Annotated in this window: 13 protein-coding genes and 2 pseudogenes; 10 read left to right on the top strand and 5 right to left on the bottom strand. The window is 70.9% G+C overall.

The features are described from left to right. Positions 1–3: 3 nt before the first annotated feature. From ACIBJB_RS10115 to ACIBJB_RS10100, 4 genes and pseudogenes are all read left to right on the top strand, one after another. Positions 4–1,314, top strand: a complete 1,311-nt coding sequence (locus ACIBJB_RS10115; protein ID WP_398928550.1) for an FtsX-like permease family protein — start codon at positions 4–6, stop codon at positions 1,312–1,314. A 153-nt stretch (positions 1,315–1,467) separates the two neighbouring features. Then, on the top strand, positions 1,468–2,325 hold the full coding sequence (locus tag ACIBJB_RS10110; protein ID WP_398929814.1) for an AAA family ATPase: 858 nt from the start codon (positions 1,468–1,470) through the stop codon (positions 2,323–2,325). Further along, positions 2,322–3,668: a VWA domain-containing protein gene (locus ACIBJB_RS10105; protein WP_398928548.1), complete on the top strand. Its 1,347-nt coding sequence runs from the start codon at positions 2,322–2,324 to the stop codon at positions 3,666–3,668. The genes ACIBJB_RS10110 and ACIBJB_RS10105 overlap by 4 nt, the downstream gene beginning before the upstream one ends. A 368-nt stretch (positions 3,669–4,036) precedes the next feature. Then, positions 4,037–4,186 (top strand): annotated as a pseudogene (locus tag ACIBJB_RS10100) (zinc-binding dehydrogenase); the annotation flags it as partial. 27 nt (positions 4,187–4,213) lie between these two features. On the opposite strand, the gene ACIBJB_RS10095 reads toward ACIBJB_RS10100, so the two are convergent. The 3 genes from ACIBJB_RS10095 to ACIBJB_RS10085 form a co-directional block, all read right to left on the bottom strand. Beyond that, complete coding sequence (locus ACIBJB_RS10095; protein WP_398928546.1) at positions 4,214–4,573, bottom strand: cupin domain-containing protein; 360 nt, start codon at positions 4,571–4,573, stop codon at positions 4,214–4,216. Positions 4,574–4,736: 163 nt separating this feature from the next. After that, entirely contained in the window at positions 4,737–5,714 is a 978-nt protein-coding gene (locus ACIBJB_RS10090; RefSeq protein ID WP_398928543.1) for a threo-3-hydroxy-L-aspartate ammonia-lyase, read from the bottom strand. A gap of 19 nt (positions 5,715–5,733) precedes the next feature. Beyond that, positions 5,734–6,387 carry a transcriptional regulator gene (locus ACIBJB_RS10085; RefSeq protein WP_398928541.1) on the bottom strand — a complete coding sequence of 218 codons (654 nt, stop codon included), beginning with the start codon at positions 6,385–6,387 and terminating at the stop codon, positions 5,734–5,736. 133 nt (positions 6,388–6,520) lie between these two features. Between ACIBJB_RS10085 and ACIBJB_RS10080 the strand changes: the two genes are divergently transcribed. From ACIBJB_RS10080 to ACIBJB_RS10065, 4 genes are all read left to right on the top strand, one after another. Then, on the top strand, positions 6,521–7,687 hold the full coding sequence (locus tag ACIBJB_RS10080; RefSeq protein WP_398928539.1) for an MFS transporter: 1,167 nt from the start codon (positions 6,521–6,523) through the stop codon (positions 7,685–7,687). Between the two features lie 29 nt (positions 7,688–7,716). Further along, positions 7,717–9,474 (top strand): beta-galactosidase, encoded by a 1,758-nt coding sequence (locus ACIBJB_RS10075; RefSeq protein ID WP_398928537.1) that lies wholly within the window; start codon positions 7,717–7,719, stop codon positions 9,472–9,474. Continuing rightward, positions 9,474–11,858, top strand: coding sequence for a beta-galactosidase (locus tag ACIBJB_RS10070; RefSeq protein WP_398928535.1), 2,385 nt, complete (start codon positions 9,474–9,476; stop codon positions 11,856–11,858). Before ACIBJB_RS10075 ends, ACIBJB_RS10070 begins: the two co-directional genes overlap by 1 nt. Before the next feature lie 117 nt (positions 11,859–11,975). Beyond that, positions 11,976–13,040, top strand: a complete 1,065-nt coding sequence (locus ACIBJB_RS10065; protein ID WP_398928533.1) for a LacI family DNA-binding transcriptional regulator — start codon at positions 11,976–11,978, stop codon at positions 13,038–13,040. 23 nt (positions 13,041–13,063) lie between these two features. Here ACIBJB_RS10065 and ACIBJB_RS10060 read toward each other — a convergent pair whose 3' ends face one another. Further along, a complete protein-coding gene (locus ACIBJB_RS10060) occupies positions 13,064–13,615 on the bottom strand; it encodes a phosphatase PAP2 family protein (protein WP_398928531.1) in 552 nt (183 codons plus the stop codon). 57 nt (positions 13,616–13,672) lie between these two features. Continuing rightward, a complete protein-coding gene (locus tag ACIBJB_RS10055; RefSeq protein WP_398928529.1) occupies positions 13,673–14,752 on the bottom strand; it encodes a YihY/virulence factor BrkB family protein in 1,080 nt (359 codons plus the stop codon). A 170-nt stretch (positions 14,753–14,922) separates the two neighbouring features. Between ACIBJB_RS10055 and ACIBJB_RS10050 the strand changes: the two genes are divergently transcribed. Together ACIBJB_RS10050 and ACIBJB_RS10045 are read left to right on the top strand one after the other, a co-directional pair. After that, positions 14,923–17,106: an RICIN domain-containing protein gene (locus ACIBJB_RS10050; RefSeq protein ID WP_398928527.1), complete on the top strand. Its 2,184-nt coding sequence runs from the start codon at positions 14,923–14,925 to the stop codon at positions 17,104–17,106. A 72-nt stretch (positions 17,107–17,178) separates the two neighbouring features. Further along, positions 17,179–18,125: pseudogene (locus ACIBJB_RS10045) on the top strand (glycoside hydrolase family 19 protein). Positions 18,126–18,137 lie beyond the last annotated feature (12 nt).

The following is an 18,137-nucleotide window of genomic DNA, read 5'->3' as shown; positions in this document are numbered from 1 at the left end:
GCGATGTTCATGCTGGCGATGCGGTCGATAGGGCAACGGCCCGGACGGTTCCTCGCGACACTGCTGGCCGCCTTCCTGGGCGCGGGGATCATCATGACGTTCAACTCGCTGTACGACACGGCGGGGCAGCCGGGTGTCGATCCGGTGAGCTCGGACACCCTGACCACCTCGGCGAGTGTCGTCGGCGGCTACGGCACCCTCCTGGTGTTCTTCGCCGTGGCCTCGACGCTGACGGTCAACATCCGTCAGCGCGCGGGTGAGCTGGAGCTGCTGCGCTGCTCGGGGGCGACTCCGGGGCAGATCAGGCGGATGGTCGTGGGTGAGGCCGTGGCCGTCGCCCTGATCGGTGCGGTGCTGGCGATCGGTCCGGCGATGCTCGGCGGACAGGCCCTGCTGGACGTCTTCCAGGACAGCGGGCAGGTCGCCGGCTCGGTCGACCACTCCTTCGGCCCCGTCGCGCTGCTGTCGGGTGTCGACATCACGCTGGTCGCCGCGGCGGGCGCCGCCTTCCTCGCCGTACGGCGGGCCACGCGCACCGGTCGACGGCGCGGCCGGGCCCGGACGTTCCTCGCCTACGCGGCTCTCGGCATCGGTGCCGTGTCGGCGATCTCCACCTTCGCCTTCTCGGCGACGGACGAGGCACTCATGGCGACACCGGCGTACGGGGCGATCCTGCTGTCCGTGGGGTTCGCACTGCTGGCGCCGCGGCTGCTGAAGGGTGTCCTGGACCGGTTGCCGCTGACCGGTTCGAGCGGCTGGCTGGCCGTGCGGAACCTCCGCCGGCGGGCGGACCATCTGTCCGGGATATTGATGTCGCTGATCCTGTTCACGGCGGTGTCCGTCGCCACGCTGTACATGCAGGGTGTGGAGAGCGACGCCATGAAGGACTCGGGTGCGGTGAAGACCATCGACGCGAAGAACCTTCAGACACTGAACCTCACGGTCGTCGGCATCATCGTGGTGTTCGTCTGCGTGATGCTGGTCAACTCGCTGTACGCGGCGACGACTTACCGCGGACGGGAGTTCGGGCAGCAGCGCCTCTCCGGGGCGACCCCGGGGCAGGTGCTGGGCACGGTGGGCGTGGAAGGGCTGGTCCTCACGGCCGTCGGGCTGTTCTTCGGCACGGTGGCGGCGCTGGCCGGGATCATTCCGTTCACCGTGGTCCGCAGCGACTCGGTGCTGCCCCACCAGGGCCTCGCCATCTGGCTGGCGGTGGCGTCGATCGCGGCGGCCGCGACGATCGGGACGAGCCTGGCCACGGCCCACAGGGTGCTGCGCACTCCGGCGGTGGAGGCGGTGGGGCTCGCGGCGTGAGGAGCACCGGCGAGGGGGCGTCACTTCGGTGACGCCCCCTTCTCGCTGCTCTCCGGCCGGGTCCGCCTTCCCTCGGAGCACGTGACAGAAGAGGTGAACAAGCGCTTAGATAGTTGACGGACACGAGTTCGCGCCGCGCAGGAGGCCCCGTTGCTGTTCACATCCGTCGACGACGTCTCCGCACGCCTCGCCGAGACCGGCTACCTCGCCTCGCCCGCGGTGGCGACCACCGTCTTCCTCGCCGACCGCCTCGGCAAGCCGCTCCTGGTCGAGGGCCCCGCCGGGGTCGGCAAGACGGAGCTGGCCAAGGCGGTGGCCGAGGTCGCGCAGGCCCGGCTGGTCCGCCTCCAGTGCTACGAGGGCGTGGACGAGTCCCGGGCGTTGTACGAGTGGAACCACGCCAAGCAGCTCCTGCGGATCAGCGCGGGGCGCGACGAGACCTGGGACGAGGCGCGCACGGACATCTTCAGCGAGGAGTTCCTGCTCTCCCGGCCCCTGCTCACGGCGATCCGCGGCGACGAGCCCACGGTGCTGCTGATCGACGAGACCGACAAGGCGGACGTCGAGGTCGAGGGCCTGCTCCTCGAGGTGCTCAGCGACTTCCAGGTCACGGTCCCCGAGCTGGGCACGATCACCGCGTCCCGCCGGCCCTTCGTCGTCCTCACCTCCAACGCCAGCCGCGAACTGTCGGAGGCCCTGCGCCGCCGCTGTCTGTTCCTGCACATCGGGTTCCCCGAGGAGGAGCTGGAGCGCCGGATGGTACGGCTGCGGGTGCCGGGCCTGGACGAGGCGCTGGCGAAGTCCGTGGTCCGGGTCGTGGGGGCGCTCAGGGCCATGGACCTGCGCAAGGTGCCCTCGGTCGCGGAGACCATCGACTGGGCGCACACGTTGCTCGCGCTCGGCGCGGACCACCTCGACGAGACGGTCGTACGGGACAGTCTGGGCGTGCTCCTCAAGCACCAGGACGACATCCTCAAGGCGGGGGCCAAGCTCGACCTGGACGCGGTGTGAGCACCGCCGAGCGGCTCACCTCCCTCGTCGGCGCCCTGCGTGCGCACGGTGTCCGCATCGGGACCGGCGAGACGGTGGACGCGGCTCAGGCGGTCGAGGCGCTGGGCCTGGCGGACCGGGAGCGGCTGCGGGAGGGCCTGGCGGCGACCCTGCTGCACGGCACGGCCCAACGGCAGGTGTTCGACCCGGTCTTCGACCTGTACTTCCCGCGGGGCGTCGGTGCGCCCGGCACCGGCCCCGTGGACCGCGAGGAACTGCGCGAGCGTCTCGCCAAGGCCCTCGCCGCGAACGACGAGACACTGATGGCCCGCCTCGCCGCGGAGGCGGTCGACGGGTTCGGCGGATACGGCAACTCCCCGTCCTCGGACGGCTGGTCGTCGTACCAGACCCTCGACCGGCTGCGCCCGCAGACGCTGCTCGCGCGTGTCCGCGACGACGTCCGGGGGCAGCAGGGGATGTCCGGGTTCACGGACCGGCTCCTTGAGGACGAGCTCCGGCGGCGCATCGAGGCGTTCCGCGCGCTGGTGGCGGCGGAGGCCCGGCGGCGGGTCGCCGAGCGGCGGGGCAGGGACGAGCTCGCGCGGCGGGCGGTGGCCCCGACGACGGACCGGGTCGACTTCCTGTTCGCCGGGAAGGACCGGCTGGCCGAACTACGGTGCACGGTGCAGCCGTTGGCCCGCAAGCTCGCCACCCGGCTCGCGGCCCGTCGGCGCCGTGCCGCGCGGGGCAGTATCGATCTACGGCGGACTCTGCGCGGTTCGCTGTCGACGGGCGGGGTGCCGATGAAACCGGTCCTGCGGCGACGCAGGCCGGCCCGGCCCGAACTGGTGCTGCTGTGCGATGTGTCGGGCTCGGTGTCGGGGTTCTCGGACTTCACCATGCTGCTGGTGCAGGCGCTGCACGACCAGTTCAGCAAGGTGCGGGTGTTCGCCTTCGTCAACCGCCTCGACGAGATCACCCGGCTCCTCGAACACGGCGCGGCCGACCCGGAGGGGCTCGGCGCCCGCATCCGGGCCGAGGCGACGCTGACGGGGTGGCACGGCAGCAGCGACTACGGCGTGGCGCTGGGCGAGTTCGCGTCGCTGTACGGGGATGCGCTGAGCCCGCGCACGACGGTGTTCGTGCTCGGTGACGCCCGCACCAACATGAGCGACCCGAACCTGCCCGCCGTACGGGAGATCACTGAACGGGCGCGCCGCGTCTACTGGTTGAACCCGGAGGCACGTGCGCAGTGGGGCACGGGCGACTCGGCCGCGCACGAGTACGCCGAGCTGGTGGAGATGCACGAGTGCCGTAACGTCCGGCAGCTCAGCGCACTGGTGGGGCGCCTGCTGCCGATCTGACAAACCGCTCGGGCGGGAGACGGGCGCGCTCGATGCCGTCCAGGCCGGGTCGCGGCTCGTCGGATCGCCGCGTTCCACGCCCCGGCGTGCGGTCGGTGCGGAGGCGGCACCTGGGCGGCGATCCCGGTCCGCGGGTGCGGGACAGGGCCACCGCTCGGCGGCACTTTCGTCCACACCAACACCCGTACCGTCGCCACCCTCGGAGGGGGCTTCCACCGGTGGACCGCGCCGCGCGCCTCCACGCGACTCAGGACGTCAACTGCGGGTACAGCGCGGTGTGGCGGTCATACGAGTCTCCAGGAACATCGAGAAACCGATCGGTTTACCTACGTCGGTAGAGTTAGACCGATCGGTTTCCGATGGCAGGGCGAGAGAACCTCACCGCTCTGCGCGAACTCGCCGAGGCAGGGAAGATCGCCCCGGCCGTCGAGCGGACGTATCCGCTCGGCGAGGCGGCCGAGGCCATCCGGCATCTGGAGGTGGAGCACGCCCGCGCGAAGATCGTCGTCACGGTGTGAGAGGTGACGGTACGGAACGGCTGTGCCTCACTTGCCCTTCGCGTAGTCCTTCGCCATGCCGCCCGCGAAGTCGTAGACCACGCACTGCTCGTCGCCGACGACCCAGGCGTCGTGCCCGGGTGCCACCACGAAGATGTCGCCGGGGCCCACTTCGCCCTCGCCGCCGTCGTCCATGGCGATGCGCATACGGCCCTGGACCACATAGCCGTTGTGGTGGACCTGGCAGCTCTTGGTGCCCGCGATGGGTGCCACGGACTCGGACCAGCGCCAGCCCGGTTCGAAGGTGCCCACGGCGAAGTCCAGCCCGCTCATGTGGACCGCCTCGAGGTGGCCACGCGGGAAATCGCGGCGCTCGTCCGGCTTGTCGAGCGTCTTCACCTCAAACATGACGGCTCTCCCTTCCGGCCGTGTTGCGGTACGGCCGGGGCCGGTCTCCGTCTCCCGCCCTTCCTGGACGGCACCGGCGGCGGCCGAGCCCCACCACCCCATCGTCCGCCTGTCCAGTCCGGACTGCCATTCGAGTGACGACGCCCGCCCTGACCCCGCCGCCTCAGATGCCACCCGCACAGAGCCGCGCGAAGCGCTCCGCGTCGACATTGCCACCGGAGACGATCACACCGATCCGGTCCGGCAGGCCGCTCACCCGGCCGCCGAGCAGGGCGGCCAGCGGAGTCGCGCCGCTCGGCTCGACGACGATCTTCAGCCTCTCGAACGCGAACCGCATGGCGTCGCGGATCTCGTCGTCGGAGACCAGCACTATCTCGTCGACCAGCCGCCTGTTCACCGAGAAGGTCAGCTCCCCGGGCGTGTGCAGGGCCTGTCCGTCGGCGATGGTCTTCGGTACCGGGACACTGATGCGCCGCCCCGCCTCCAGAGACCGCTTGGTGTCGTCGCCGGCCTCCGGTTCCACGCCGACCATGCGGATACCCGGGTGCAGCCCCTTGGCGGCGGTGGCGCTGCCCGCCATCAGTCCGCCGCCTCCGACCGGAGTGAGCAGCGCGCCCAACTCGCCCGTCTCCTCCAGGAGTTCGAGGGCTGCCGTACCCTGTCCCGCCATCACGTGCGGGTGTTCGTACGGCGGGATGAGCGCCAGGCCCCGCTCGGCGGCCAGGGCCTCGGCGATGGCCTCGCGGTCGCCGGTGTAGCGGTCGTACGTGACGATCTCGGCGCCGTAGCCCTCGGTGGCCGCCCGCTTGGAGGGCGGGGCGTCCTCGGGCATGACGATCACCGCGGTGGTGCCGAGCTCGCGGGCGGCCAGGGCGACGGCCTGGGCGTGGTTCCCCGAGGAGTAGGCGGCGACGCCCCGGGCCAGTTGCTCCGGGGTCAGCCGGGAGACCGCGTTGTAGGCGCCGCGGAACTTGAAGGCGCCGACCCGCTGGAAGTTCTCGCACTTGAGAAAGACCTCGGCGCCGACCAGCGCGTCGAGGGTCCGTGAGCGCAGCACCGGTGTGCGGTGCGCGACGCCCCGGAGCCGGGCGGCCGCATCCCGGACGGCGTCCAGGGTGACCGGCGGGGTGGTGGTCGTCACGAGTGCCCTCCAATGATCGTCACGAGTGCCCTCCTGTGTTCGCCTGTTTTCGGGACTGGGAGAGGTAGCTGTAGGCGGAGGCGCGCGAGATCCCGAGCCGTCCGGCCACCTGCTCGATCGCCCGCCGGACCGCGAACACGCCCCGTTCGTCCAGGCTGCGGAACAGGTCCAGGCGCCCGGCGCGGTCGAGGAGCGCCCACGACTGATGGCGGTGCGCGTCGAGCATGACGTCGACGACGGAGTCGATGTCGTCGCCGAAGGTGGTGACGGGCGGCTCCTCGGGGGCTGTGCCGATCCCGGCCAGGGCTCCCAGCAAGGCATGGACCTCGCTCGCCGCGGTGACGTCGACATTGACGCACAGCGCGCCGAAGACCGCGCCCGAGGAGTCCCTCAGCAGCATCGTCGACGACTTGACCAGCTTGCCGGCATCGGTCCGGGTGACGTAGTTCAGCTCGTCGGCCGCCTCGTCGCCACGGGCGACCATCCGCATGCCGATCTCGCTCATCGCCCCGCCGACCGTACGCCCGGTCACCGAGCCGGCGATGGCCACCACCGACTTCTCCGGCCTGCGGTAGTCGTGCAGCACCACCTCGCACACCGGCCCGAAGGTCGCCGCGATCCCGTCGACCACCGATCTGAGCGCGGCGACGATCGCGTCCCGCTCGGCCTCCATCGCGTCCTCCCGCCTCCGACAGCAACTCTAGACTAGCAATCCAATCACTGGACCACCAGTCCAAGACCGCTCCCCGCTCCCTGTTTGTCCGGAGATCTTGACGGTCGGCATGTTACCGGTAACATCGACATCCATGTCCTCCACACTGGCGCCCCCGCGCGCTCCGGTCTTCAGCCCGGCCGCCGTGGTCGCCTCCTGCGTCGGCTTCGTGCTCATCGGCGCACTCCAGGCGCTGTACGGCCCGGCGATCCCCGCGTTCCGCGAGGAGTTCGGGTTGTCTCCCTCGGGAGCCGGACTCGGTCTCAGCGCCCATTTCGTCGGCGGGGTCGCCGGGGTCCTGCTGTTCGACCGGCTCTTCGGCCGGATCGGCAACCGGCGGATCCTGGGCGCCTCCTACCTGCTGATGGCGCTCGGCGCGGCGGGTTTCGCGCTGGCGCCGAACTGGCCGTCAGCCCTGACCGCCGCGCTGCTCGCCGGTCTCGGCTTCGGCGGCATCGACTACGGTCTGAACCAGCTGTTCGCGGTCGGCTTCGGCCACCGTTCCACCGCGATGCTGAACATCCTCAACGCGCACTTCGGGGTGGGCGCGATCCTCGGTCCGGCGTTGATCGGTGTGGTGGGTGCCGCTCACTATCCGGCGGTCTTCCTCGGCTTCGCGCTCGCCAACCTGCCGTTGCTGCTGTGCCTGAAGGGCGTACGCAACCGGGCGCCCCAGCCGTCCGGCACGGCTCCCGACTCCCCCGGCGCTCTCGGCCGCAGCCTGGCCTCGGTGCTCTCCGTGTTCGTCGCCCTCTACGTCCTGCACGTGGGCATCGAGGCGGGCGTCGGCGGCTGGGAGCCCACCCATCTGGAGACCGTGGGATACGGCGCCGGGGTGGCCGCGACCGCCACCTCCGTCTACTGGCTGATGATGACGCTGGGCCGCTTCCTGGTCGCCCCGATCGCCCTGCGGTACTCGGCACAGGCCATCATCACCGTGTCCTGCGCGGGCATGACGGTCTGTCTGCTCCTGGCGTCGGTACGGGAGTTGGCGCCCTACGCGTACGCGGGTGTCGGTCTGTTCATCGCGCCGATCTTCCCCACCGGGCTGCCCTGGCTGCACCGGGCCGCCCCCGGCGCCCGACGCGCCGGCGCGCTGGTCATCGCCGCCTCGATGATCGGCGGTGTGGCGGCGGGACCGGCGCTGGGCAAGGCCATCGAATGGTCCGGGATCCGGGCCGTTCCGCTCCTGCTGAGCGGAGTCTCCGCACTGTGTCTGGCCGCCACCCTCTGGCTCATCCGCAGTACCCGGACCCGCTGAACTCCCGCTGACTCGAAGGGATGCCCCGCATGCCCGCTCTGACGACGACCTCCGACGGTTTCCTCCTGCACGGCGAGCCGTTCCGGATCATCTCCGGGGCCATGCACTACTTCCGGATCCATCCCGACCAGTGGACCGACCGGCTGCGCAAGGCACGTCTGATGGGTCTCAACACGATCGAGACGTATCTGCCCTGGAACCTGCACGAGCCCGAACCCGGCACCCTGGTCCTGGACGGCTTCCTCGATCTGCCCCGCTGGCTGCACCTCGCCCAGGAGGAGGGTCTGCAGGTCCTGTTGCGCCCGGGGCCGTTCATCTGCGCCGAGTGGGACGACGGCGGTCTGCCCTCCTGGCTGCTCGCTGACCCCGACATCCGGCTGCGCAGCAGCGACACCCGTTTCACGACGGCGTTCGACGGCTATCTGGACCGACTCCTGCCCGCACTACGGCCGTTCATGGCCGCGCACGGTGGTCCGGTGATCGCCGTGCAGGTGGAGAACGAGTACGGGGCGTACGGCGACGACACCGCGTATCTCAAGCACGTCCACCAGGCACTGCGGGACCGCGGCGTCGAGGAGCTGCTGTACACCTGCGACCAGGCCAACCCCGAGCACCTGGCGGCCGGCACCCTCCCGGGCACGCTCGCCACGGTCACCTTCGGGAGCCGGGTCGAGGAGAACCTGGCCGCGCTCCGCGCCCATCAGCCCGAGGGTCCGCTGATGTGCTCGGAGTTCTGGGTCGGCTGGTTCGACCACTGGGGCGGCCCGCACCACGTACGGCCCGCCGCCGACGCCGCGGCCGACCTGGACCGTCTGCTGTCGGCCGGCGCGTCGGTCAACATCTACATGTTCCACGGCGGCACCAACTTCGGCTTCACCAACGGCGCCAACCACAAGCACGCCTACGAGCCCACCGTCACGTCCTACGACTACGACGCCCCGCTCACCGAGAGCGGCGACCCCGGCCCCAAGTACCACGCGTTCCGCGAGGTGATCGCCCGGCACACGGCCGCACCGGACGAGCCGGCTCCGGCACCAGCGCCCAAACTCCCGCTCACGGAGGTCGAGTTGGACCACCGGGCGCCGCTGCTGTCGTATGTCCGAGGACTTCCGCCGACCAGCACCGAAACCCCCGCGACGATGAACGAGCTGGGCGTGCACACGGGTTACGTCCTGTACCGCACCACGCTTCCCGGTTCGGGTGACGGTCTGCTGCACTTCCCCGGCGGGGTCGGCGACCGGGCTCAGGTCTTCGTCGACGGCGCCTCGGTGGGCGTACTGGAGCGGGAGCGGCACGACGAGACACTGCCCGTGCGCGTCCCGCACACAGGTGCCGTCCTCGAAGTGCTCGTGGAGAACATGGGCGGCGTCAACTACGGGCCGCGCATCGGGGCACCGAAGGGGCTGCTCGGCCCGGTGTCCTTCCAGGGCACCGACCTGCGCGGCTGGGAGTGCCGGGCCGTGCCGCTGGACGACCTGACCGCCGTGCCGTTCGGCCCGTCGGGGGCGACCACGGACGCCGTACCCGCCTTCCACCGGGGCACCTTCGAGGTGGACACCCCGGCCGACACCTTCCTCGCCCTGCCCGGCTGGACCAAGGGCCAGGCCTGGGTCAACGGCTTCCACCTCGGCCGCTACTGGAACCGGGGCCCGCAGCACACGCTGTACGTCCCCGCGCCCGTCCTCCGCCCCGGCACCAACGAACTGGTCCTGCTGGAACTGCACGCCACCACGGGCACGCGTGCCCGGCTCACGGACACGCCCGACCTCGGACCGGAGAGCGACTGATGACCCGCCCGCACCACCTGCGCATCCCGTCTCCCGCCGGGCCTCCGCTGACCGGGCACCTGCCCTTCGCGGACGCTCCCGGGGTGCCCGACCCGATCGAGGTGACCAGCCGCTGGCTCACCCGCGGCGGCCATCCCTGGTTCCCGGTGTCCGGCGAGTTCCACTACTCCCGCTATCCGGCCAGGGAGTGGGAGGAGGAGCTGCTGAAGATGAAGGCGGGCGGGGTCACGGCCGTCGCCAGTTACCTCATCTGGATCCACCACGAGGAGATCGAGGGCCGCGTCCGCTTCGACGGCGACCGTGACCTGCGCCGCTTCGCCGAGCTGTGCGCCCGCCACGGCCTGGACTTCATCCCCCGCGTCGGCCCCTGGTCCCATGCGGAGGTCCGGAACGGCGGCCTGCCCGACTGGGTCCTGGCCCGCGACTGCACCCCCCGCACCGACGACCCGGTGTACCTGGACGCCGTACGCCCCTGGTTCGCGGCGATCGCCGAGCAGTTGAGCGGCCTCGACCGGGCCCACGGCGGCCCGATCGTGGCGATCCAGATCGAGAACGAGCTCTACGACCAGCCCGGCCATCTGCTCACGCTGAAGCGGATGGCCCAGGAGGCCGGCCTCAGCGCGCCCCTGTGGACGTCGACCGCCTGGGGCGGTGTCCGACTCCCGCCGGACGAGCTGCTTCCGCTGTACGGCGGCTACACCGAGGCCTTCTGGACCGAGGCCGACGGCGGCTGGCCCGACACCTGCCGCAAGCACTTCTTCTTCACCCACCAGCGCGACGACGAGGGCATCGGATCCGACCTGCGCCCGGTCAGCGTGCGGGGCAGCGAGCCCGACGCCTTCGCGGACCGGTTCCCCTGGGCCACCTGTGAGTTGGGCGGCGGCATGGCGGTCTCGTACCACCGCCGGCCGTACGTCGATCCCGACGACATCGGCGCGCTCGGCCTCACCAAGATCGGCTGCGGCTCGGTCTGGCAGGGCTACTACATGTTCCACGGCGGCACCAACCCCGCGGGTGAGCTCAGCACCCTGCAGGAGTCGCACGCCACCGGCTATCCGAACGACCTGCCCGTCCTGACGTACGACTTCCAGGCACCGCTCGGCGAGTACGGCCAGTACCGGCGGACCTACCACGAACTCCGGATGCAGCACCTGCTGTTGGCGGACTTCGGGCATCTGATCGCCCCCATGGAGTCGGCACTGCCCGAGCGGCGGCCGGAGGGGCAGTTCGACCGGGACACCCTGCGCTGGGCGGTGCGCGGTGACGGCACCTCGGGCTTCCTGTTCGTCAACAACCACCAGCCGCACGAACAGCTCCCGGAGCACCCGGAGACCTCGTTCACGGTCGAGTTCCCCTATGGCAGTGGCGAGTTGACCCTGCCCAGCGTTCCTGTCACGGTTCCGAGCGGCGCGTACTTCTGCTGGCCGCTGCGTCTCGACGTGGCCGGTCTGCGGCTGGAGTGGGCCACCGCCCAGCCGGTCTGCACGGTCGACGTCGGCGGCCGTACGGTCCTGGTGCTGGCCGCGACGGACGGCATCGCGCCCGAACTCGCCCTGGACGCGGTCACGGTATCCGCTCTGCGCACGCCCAGCGGCGACGTCACCCCGGTCGGCGACCGGCTCCTGGTGACCGGGCTGCGTCCCGGCACCGACGCCCTGGTGGAGGTGGACACCGCCGACGGCGGGCGGGTCGGCCTGCTGGTGCTGGACCCGGCGACGGCCCGTACCGCCTACCGGGGCCGGGCGTGGGGTGCCGAGCGGCTGGTGCTGTGCGGTGACGGTGTGGTCTTCGACCGGGACGAGGTACGGCTGCACGGTTCGGGGACGGCGACGTCGTTCGCCGTGCTGCCCGCACCCGAGCGGGCGCCCGTGGTGGACGGGGTGACGGCGGAGGCGGTCACCGACGGGGTGTTCACCCGGTACGCGGCCCCGAAGGCGTCGGCCGGCGAGGGCTCCGCGGTGAAGGTGACCCTCGTCCGGGCCGCCGGGCCCCCTGCCGAGACCGTCACCGGGGTCCTGGGCCGGGCGAGCGCGCCGGCCGACAAGTACGTCGACACCGTGGCCGCCGAGTACCGCGTCGAGGTGCCGGACGCGCTGCCGCCGGGGACCCTGCTGCGGCTGCACTGGAGCGGGGACGTGGGGCGGGCGTACGTGGGAGACACGCTCGTCGCCGACCAGTTCTGCTCGGGAGAGGTCTGGGACATCGGCCTGGACCGGCTGCCCGCCGACGCCCTGCGGGCCGAGGGTCTGCGGCTGCGGGTGCTGCCCCTGCACGCCGGGGCGCCGGTGTATCTGCCGGAGCAGGCGCGTGGTGAGCGGGAGGCGGCCGCCGTCACCCACGCCGAGTGGATCACCCGGCACACCTGGTCGGTCCGGGCGGGCTGACCTGCCCCGGAGCCGGATGCCGCCGCCGGATCCCCGGGACCGCCCCGCCTATGCTGTGGCCCGGGGCGGGCCGGCACCGCCGTACCACCGCCACCACACGTCGAGGAAACCGCCACCATGACCCCAAGCGCCGCCGAGGGAGCCGTCCCGAAGGGGCGCAGCCGACGCAACTTCGCCGGCTCGCGCCCGGTGATGGACGACGTGGCCCGGCTGGCCGGGGTCTCCAAGCAGACCGTCTCCCGTGTACTCAACGAGCATCCGTCCGTCCGCCCCGAGACCCGCGAGGCGGTCCTGACGGCCATGCGGACCCTCGGCTACCGGCCCAGCCGCAGCGCCCGGTCGCTGGCCAGCGGGCGGACCCGGATGCTCGGGGTCATCACCTTCGACGCGGCGCGCTACGGACCGTCCGCGATCCTGACCGCGATCAACACCGCCGCCCAGGAGGCCGGTTATCTGCTCAGCTCCATCTCCCTGGACACCGCCGAGCACGACACGGTCGTCGAGGCCGTGGACCGGCTCTCGGCCGAGGGCGCGGACGGCGTGATCGCCATCGCCCCGCAGTTGTGGGTGGGCCACGCCCTGGCGGACACCCGGTTCGACACCCCGCTGGTGGTGCTGGAGAACGGCTTCGACCCGGAGACCGAGCGGCTCACCGGCGACTCCCGCAAGGGCGCCCGCAAGGCCACCGAGCATCTGCTGGGGCTCGGCCACCGGACCGTCTGGCACATCGCGGGCCCGAGCGGCTGGACCTCCGCCGACCACCGGCTGGCGAGCTGGCGCTCCACGCTGGAGGCGGCCGGTGCGCGGATCCCCGAGCCGTTGTTCGGCGACTGGAGCGCCGACTCCGGCTATCACCTGGGGCGCCGGCTGGCCCGGCGTACGGACGTCACCGCGGTCTTCGTGTCCAACGACCAGATGGCCCTCGGCGTCCTGCACGCATTCCACGAGGCGGGGCGCTCGGTGCCGGGCGAGATCAGCGTGGTGGGCTACGACGACATCCCCGAGGCCGCGCATCTGCTGCCGCCGCTGACCACCGTGCGCACGGACTTCGCGGAGATCGGCACCCGGTCGCTGCGGCTCCTGCTGAGCCGGATCGACGACTCGGCACAACCGCCGCACCCCGAGTCACTCGTCCCCGTGGACCTCGTGATCCGCGCGAGCAGCGGGGCGGCGAGACGCTGAGAGCTGGGTCCTGGCCTGGCGTTTCAGTGGAGCAGGACGCGCAGGAGCAGAGCCGGAGCACGACGCGCGAGCCAGGCGCCGGCCAGGCCGATGGCGGCGCCGGCGGCGACATCGCTGGGGTAGTGGGCACCCGACTGCACCCGTTCCACGGCCACCAGGGCGGTCGGCACCGCGCACAGCGCGCCCGCGGCCGGCCAGGTGGGGGCGACGGCGGCCGTGAAGGCGACCGCGGCCGCCGTGTGCCCGGAGGGGAACGAGGACGAGTCGGGGCGGTCGGCGACCTCGTCGTGCGGGATCCACTCCGCGGGTGGCCTGGGGCGGTCGGCCAGTTGCTTGCACAGGCCGTTCGACGCCAGTTGGGCGACCACCATGGCCACGAGTCCGGCGGCCGCGGCCTTGCGGCCGCGCACCCCGCCCCGCCACGCCATCGCGGCAGCGGCACCGCACCACAGTTTGCTGCTCTCCGCGGACTCCTCCACCGCCGACAGCGCCTTGGCCACGCCCGACGGGATCCGGGAAGCCACCTGCCGTGTGAGAGCCCGATCGACGTCGAGCAAGTCTGTCTGCAACCTCATGACCTGCGGTTGTCCTCATGCTCCCCGAGATAGGCCGTCCGAGTACGGATCCATCCGTCACCCGCTGTGCGCCGGTCCCGAGTCGTCGAGTCGGCGCAGGTCCTGCTCGTCCCACTTCCTGGTGTCACGCGGCTCCGTGTAGGGCTCCTTGTCGGGCGGCAGGCCGCCGGCGATGGCCCGCTGCCGGACGGTCTCGGCGTCGAACTCCAGGCCCAGAAGAATCGCCAGGTTGCTGATCCACAGCCAGATCAGGAAGACGATGACACCGGCCATGGTGCCGTAGGTCTTGTTGTACGAGGCGAAGTTGGCGACGTAGAACGCGAATCCCGCAGACGCGAGCAGCCAGATGACCAGGGCGAGGAAGCTGCCCGGTGTGATCCACCTGAACCCCTTCACCTTGGCGTTCGGGGTGGCCCAGTACAGGAGCGCGATCATGATCGTGACCAGGACCACCAGGACGGGCCACTTGGCGATCGACCACACCGTCAGGGCGGTGTCACCGATCCCGAGCGCCGTGCCCGCCTTGCGGGCCAGAGTGCCGGTGAAGACCACGATCAGGGCACTGACGACGGCCAGCACCATCAGGACGACCGTCAGGCCGACCCGCACCGGAAGGATCTTCCAGATCGGGCGGCCCTCCGGCATGTCGTAGACCCGGTTGGCCGCGCGGATGAACGCCGCCACGTACCCGGACGCCGACCACACCGCCAGGACGATGCCGACGATCGCCATGAGGGATCCGACACCCGCGTTGTTCTGCAGCTGCTCGACGGCCCCGGTGATGATGTCGCGGGCGGAACCCGGAGTGAACTGTTTGAGATTCTTGAGCACCGTGTCCGTGGCGGACTTGCCGGTCAGGCCGAGCAGCGACACCAGGACCAGCAGGGCCGGGAAGAGCGACAACAGGCCGTAGTACGTCAGCGCGGCGGCCCGGTCGGTCAGCTCGTCGTCCTTGAACTCCCGCACGCTGCCCCGCAGCACCGCTCCCCACGCCGGCTTCGGCAGCTGCGAGGGCGTATCCGGCGCACGCCGCTCCACGGCGGGTCCGGGGCCCACCTCCTCAGCCCGCGGGACCTCGCGTTCCGGAGCCTCGTCGCTGCCGTGACTCTCTTTGTGTATAGGAAGATGCAGCTTCATGCCGGCCGGGTACCCCCGGACGCCCACCCAATCAGAACGCCGAGGCGTGAGGGTGACTCTCCTTCCCTCAAACCTTACTTCATCTCTTGACGTAAGTGGTCCATACCTTTAGGTTCACGGGTCAGCCAGACACCTCGCGACACCCTCACCCCCCACGAAGGGCTCTGCGCATGCACACCCTCACGCGCCTCCGCAGATCCGGCGCCACCCTCGTCACGGTGGCCGCCGCGTCTTTCCTGACCTCCCTCTCCACACCCGCCGGTGCCGCCACCGCGCTCCCCACCGGCTTTTCTACTGTCATGAACGCGGCAAGCGGACGGTGTCTGGACGCCAGGTCGGCCGGCACCGCCAACGGAACCGTCGTCCAGCAGTACGCGTGCAACAGCACCACGGCCCAGCAGTGGAGCTTCACCGCCACGAGCGACGGCTACGTCCGTATCGGCAACCGCAACGCGACCGGTCAGATCGTGGACGTGGCCGACGTCTCCACCGCCGACAACGCGCCTGTCCACCTCTGGGCCTACGGTGGTGGCGCCAACCAGCAGTGGCTTCCCGTCCACGAGGGCGGCGGGGCCTACCACTTCGTCAACCGCAACAGCGGCAAGTGTCTGGACGATCCGGGCGCCTCGACCGCCGACAGCGTGCAGTTCGTGCAGTACCCGTGCAACGGCAGCGCGGCCCAGCGCTTCCAGGTGGTCCCCGCGGCCCAGTCGGCCACCAACCCTGACCTGGGGCCCAACGTGGTCGTCTTCGACCCGTCGATGTCGTCCTCGACGATCCAGTCGCGGCTGAACTCGATCTTCCAGCAGCAGGAGACCAACCAGTTCGGCGCCCAGCGCTACGCCGTCCTGTTCAAGCCGGGGTCCTACAGCGCGGACGTCAACGTCGGCTTCTACACGCAGGTCGCGGGGCTCGGCCTGAGCCCGGACTCGGTCACGGTCAACGGCGCGGTGCACGCCGAGGCCGACTGGTTCCAGGGCAACGCGACGCAGAACTTCTGGCGCGGGGCCGAGAACCTGTCCGTCAACCCCACGAACGGCAGCGACCGTTGGGCGGTCTCGCAGGCGGCGGCATACCGCCGGATGCACCTGCGCGGCAACCTTGCCCTCGACGACAACGGCTGGTCCAGCGGCGGCCTGCTCGCCGACACGAAGATCGACGGACAGGTCAACTCCGGAAGCCAGCAACAGTGGTTGACCCGCAACTCCCAACTCGGCAGCTGGACCGGCGCCAACTGGAACATGGTCTTCGTCGGCAGCCAGGGCGTCCCGGGCACCAGCTTCCCCAACCCGCCCCACACCACGGTCGCGCAGTCCCCGGTGAGCCGGGAGAAGCCCTTCCTGTACGTCGACGGCGACGGCGCGTACAAGGTGTTCGTGCCGTCGGTGCGGTCCAACTCCTCGGGCACCAGCTGGGCCAACGGCTCACCGCCGGGCAGCTCCCTGTCCCTGGACACCTTCTACGTCGTGAAGCCGGGCGCGAGTGCCGCGGACATCAACGCGGCGCTGGCGGCGGGCAAGAACCTCCTGGTCACCCCCGGCGTGTACCACCTCAACCAGACACTCCAGGTGAACCGCCCCGACACCGTCGTACTCGGCCTCGGCCTCGCCACCTTCGTCCCGGACAACGGGATCACCGCGATGAAGGTGGCCGACGTCGACGGCGTGAAGGTCGCGGGCGTCCTCTTCGACGCGGGCACCACCAACTCGCCCACCCTGATGGAGGTCGGACCGGCCGGCTCCTCCGCCTCCCACGCCGCGAACCCGACCTCGCTGCACGACGTGTACTTCCGCGTCGGCGGCGCCGGTGTCGGCAAGGCGACCACCAGCCTCGTGATCAACAGCGACAACGTCATCGGCGACCACATGTGGATCTGGCGCGCCGACCACGGCAGCGGTGTCGGCTGGACCACCAACACCGCGGACACGGGCCTGATCGTCAACGGCGACAACGTCACGGCATACGGCCTGTTCGTCGAGCACTACGAGAAGTACCAGACCGTCTGGAACGGCAACGGCGGCCGCACGTACTTCTACCAGAACGAGATGCCCTACGACCCGCCCAACCAGGCGGCCTGGACGAACGGTTCCACCCAGGGCTACGCCGCCTACAAGGTCGCCGACTCGGTCACCAGCCACCAGGCCTACGGCCTCGGCAGCTACTGCTACTTCAACGTCAACCCGGGAGTGGCCGCGGAACGGGCCATCGAGGCGCCCAGCACGGCGGGCGTGCGCTTCCAGAGCATGGTGACGGTCTCCCTCGGCGGCACCGGCACCATCCGGCACGTCGTCAACGGCACCGGCGGCCCGTCCAACTCCTCGACCAACGTGGCCAACCTGACCAGCTACCCGTAGAGCTCCGTCCTTCGGCCGCCCCTCGTAGTCGGGGGGCGGCCTCCGTCACCCCCTCAAGGAGCGTGCTCATCCATGTCCTTATCCCTCCGCAGCGGTCGCTTCGCGGTCTTCCCCGTCCTCGCCGCCGTGCTCACCGCGCTGTTCACGGTGACGCCCGCACACGCCGCATCCGTCACGATCACCGGCCTCGCCGGCAAGTGTGTCGACGTGGCGGGCGCGAGCACCGCCAACGGCACGGCCGTACAGCTCTACGACTGCAATGGCACCGGTGCGCAGATCTGGTCCAACTCCGGTGACGGGACCCTGCGGGCGCTCGGCAAGTGTCTGGACGTCGCCGACCGCAGCACCGCCGACGGAGCCGCCGTACAACTCTGGGACTGCTCGGGCGGCGGCACACCGTCCGGATTCGTCGTCACCGAGGCGCACTTCAACCAGACGTTCCCGAACGGGAATCCTTCTACCCGTACGGCGGCCTGGTCGCGGCGCTGAGCGCCTATCCCGGATTCGCGACCACCGGCAGCGACACGGTGAAGAATCAGGAGGCCGCGGCGTTCCTCGCCAACATGAACCACGAGACCGGCGGTCTCGTCCACATCGTCGAGCAGAACACCGCCAACTACCCCACCTACTGCGACGGGAACCAGCCGTACGGCTGCCCGGCAGGACAGGCCGCGTACTACGGGCGCGACCCGATCCAGCTGTCCTGGAACTTCAACTACAAGGCCGCGGGCGACGCGTTGGGGCTCGACCTGCTCAACAACCCCTGGCTGGTGCAGAACGACTCCGCCGTGGCCTGGAAGACCGGCCTCTGGTACTGGAACACCCAGTCCGGCCCCGGCACCATGACCCCGCACAACGCCATGGTCGACCAGGCCGGCTTCGGCCAGACGATCCGCAGCATCAACGGCTCCCTGGAGTGCGACGGCCGCAGCCCGGCCCAGGTCCAGAGCCGCGTCGACGCCTACAACCGCTTCACCTCGATCCTCGGCGTGAGCCCCGGCGCCAACCTCTACTGCTGAACACGGAGACAT

Origin of the sequence: Streptomyces sp. NPDC050759 (genome assembly GCF_044456945.1) — a bacterium.
Taxonomy (GTDB): domain Bacteria; phylum Actinomycetota; class Actinomycetes; order Streptomycetales; family Streptomycetaceae; genus Streptomyces.
Note: the sequence above shows the minus strand (reverse complement) of the source record. Positions and strands in the feature narration are given on the sequence as shown.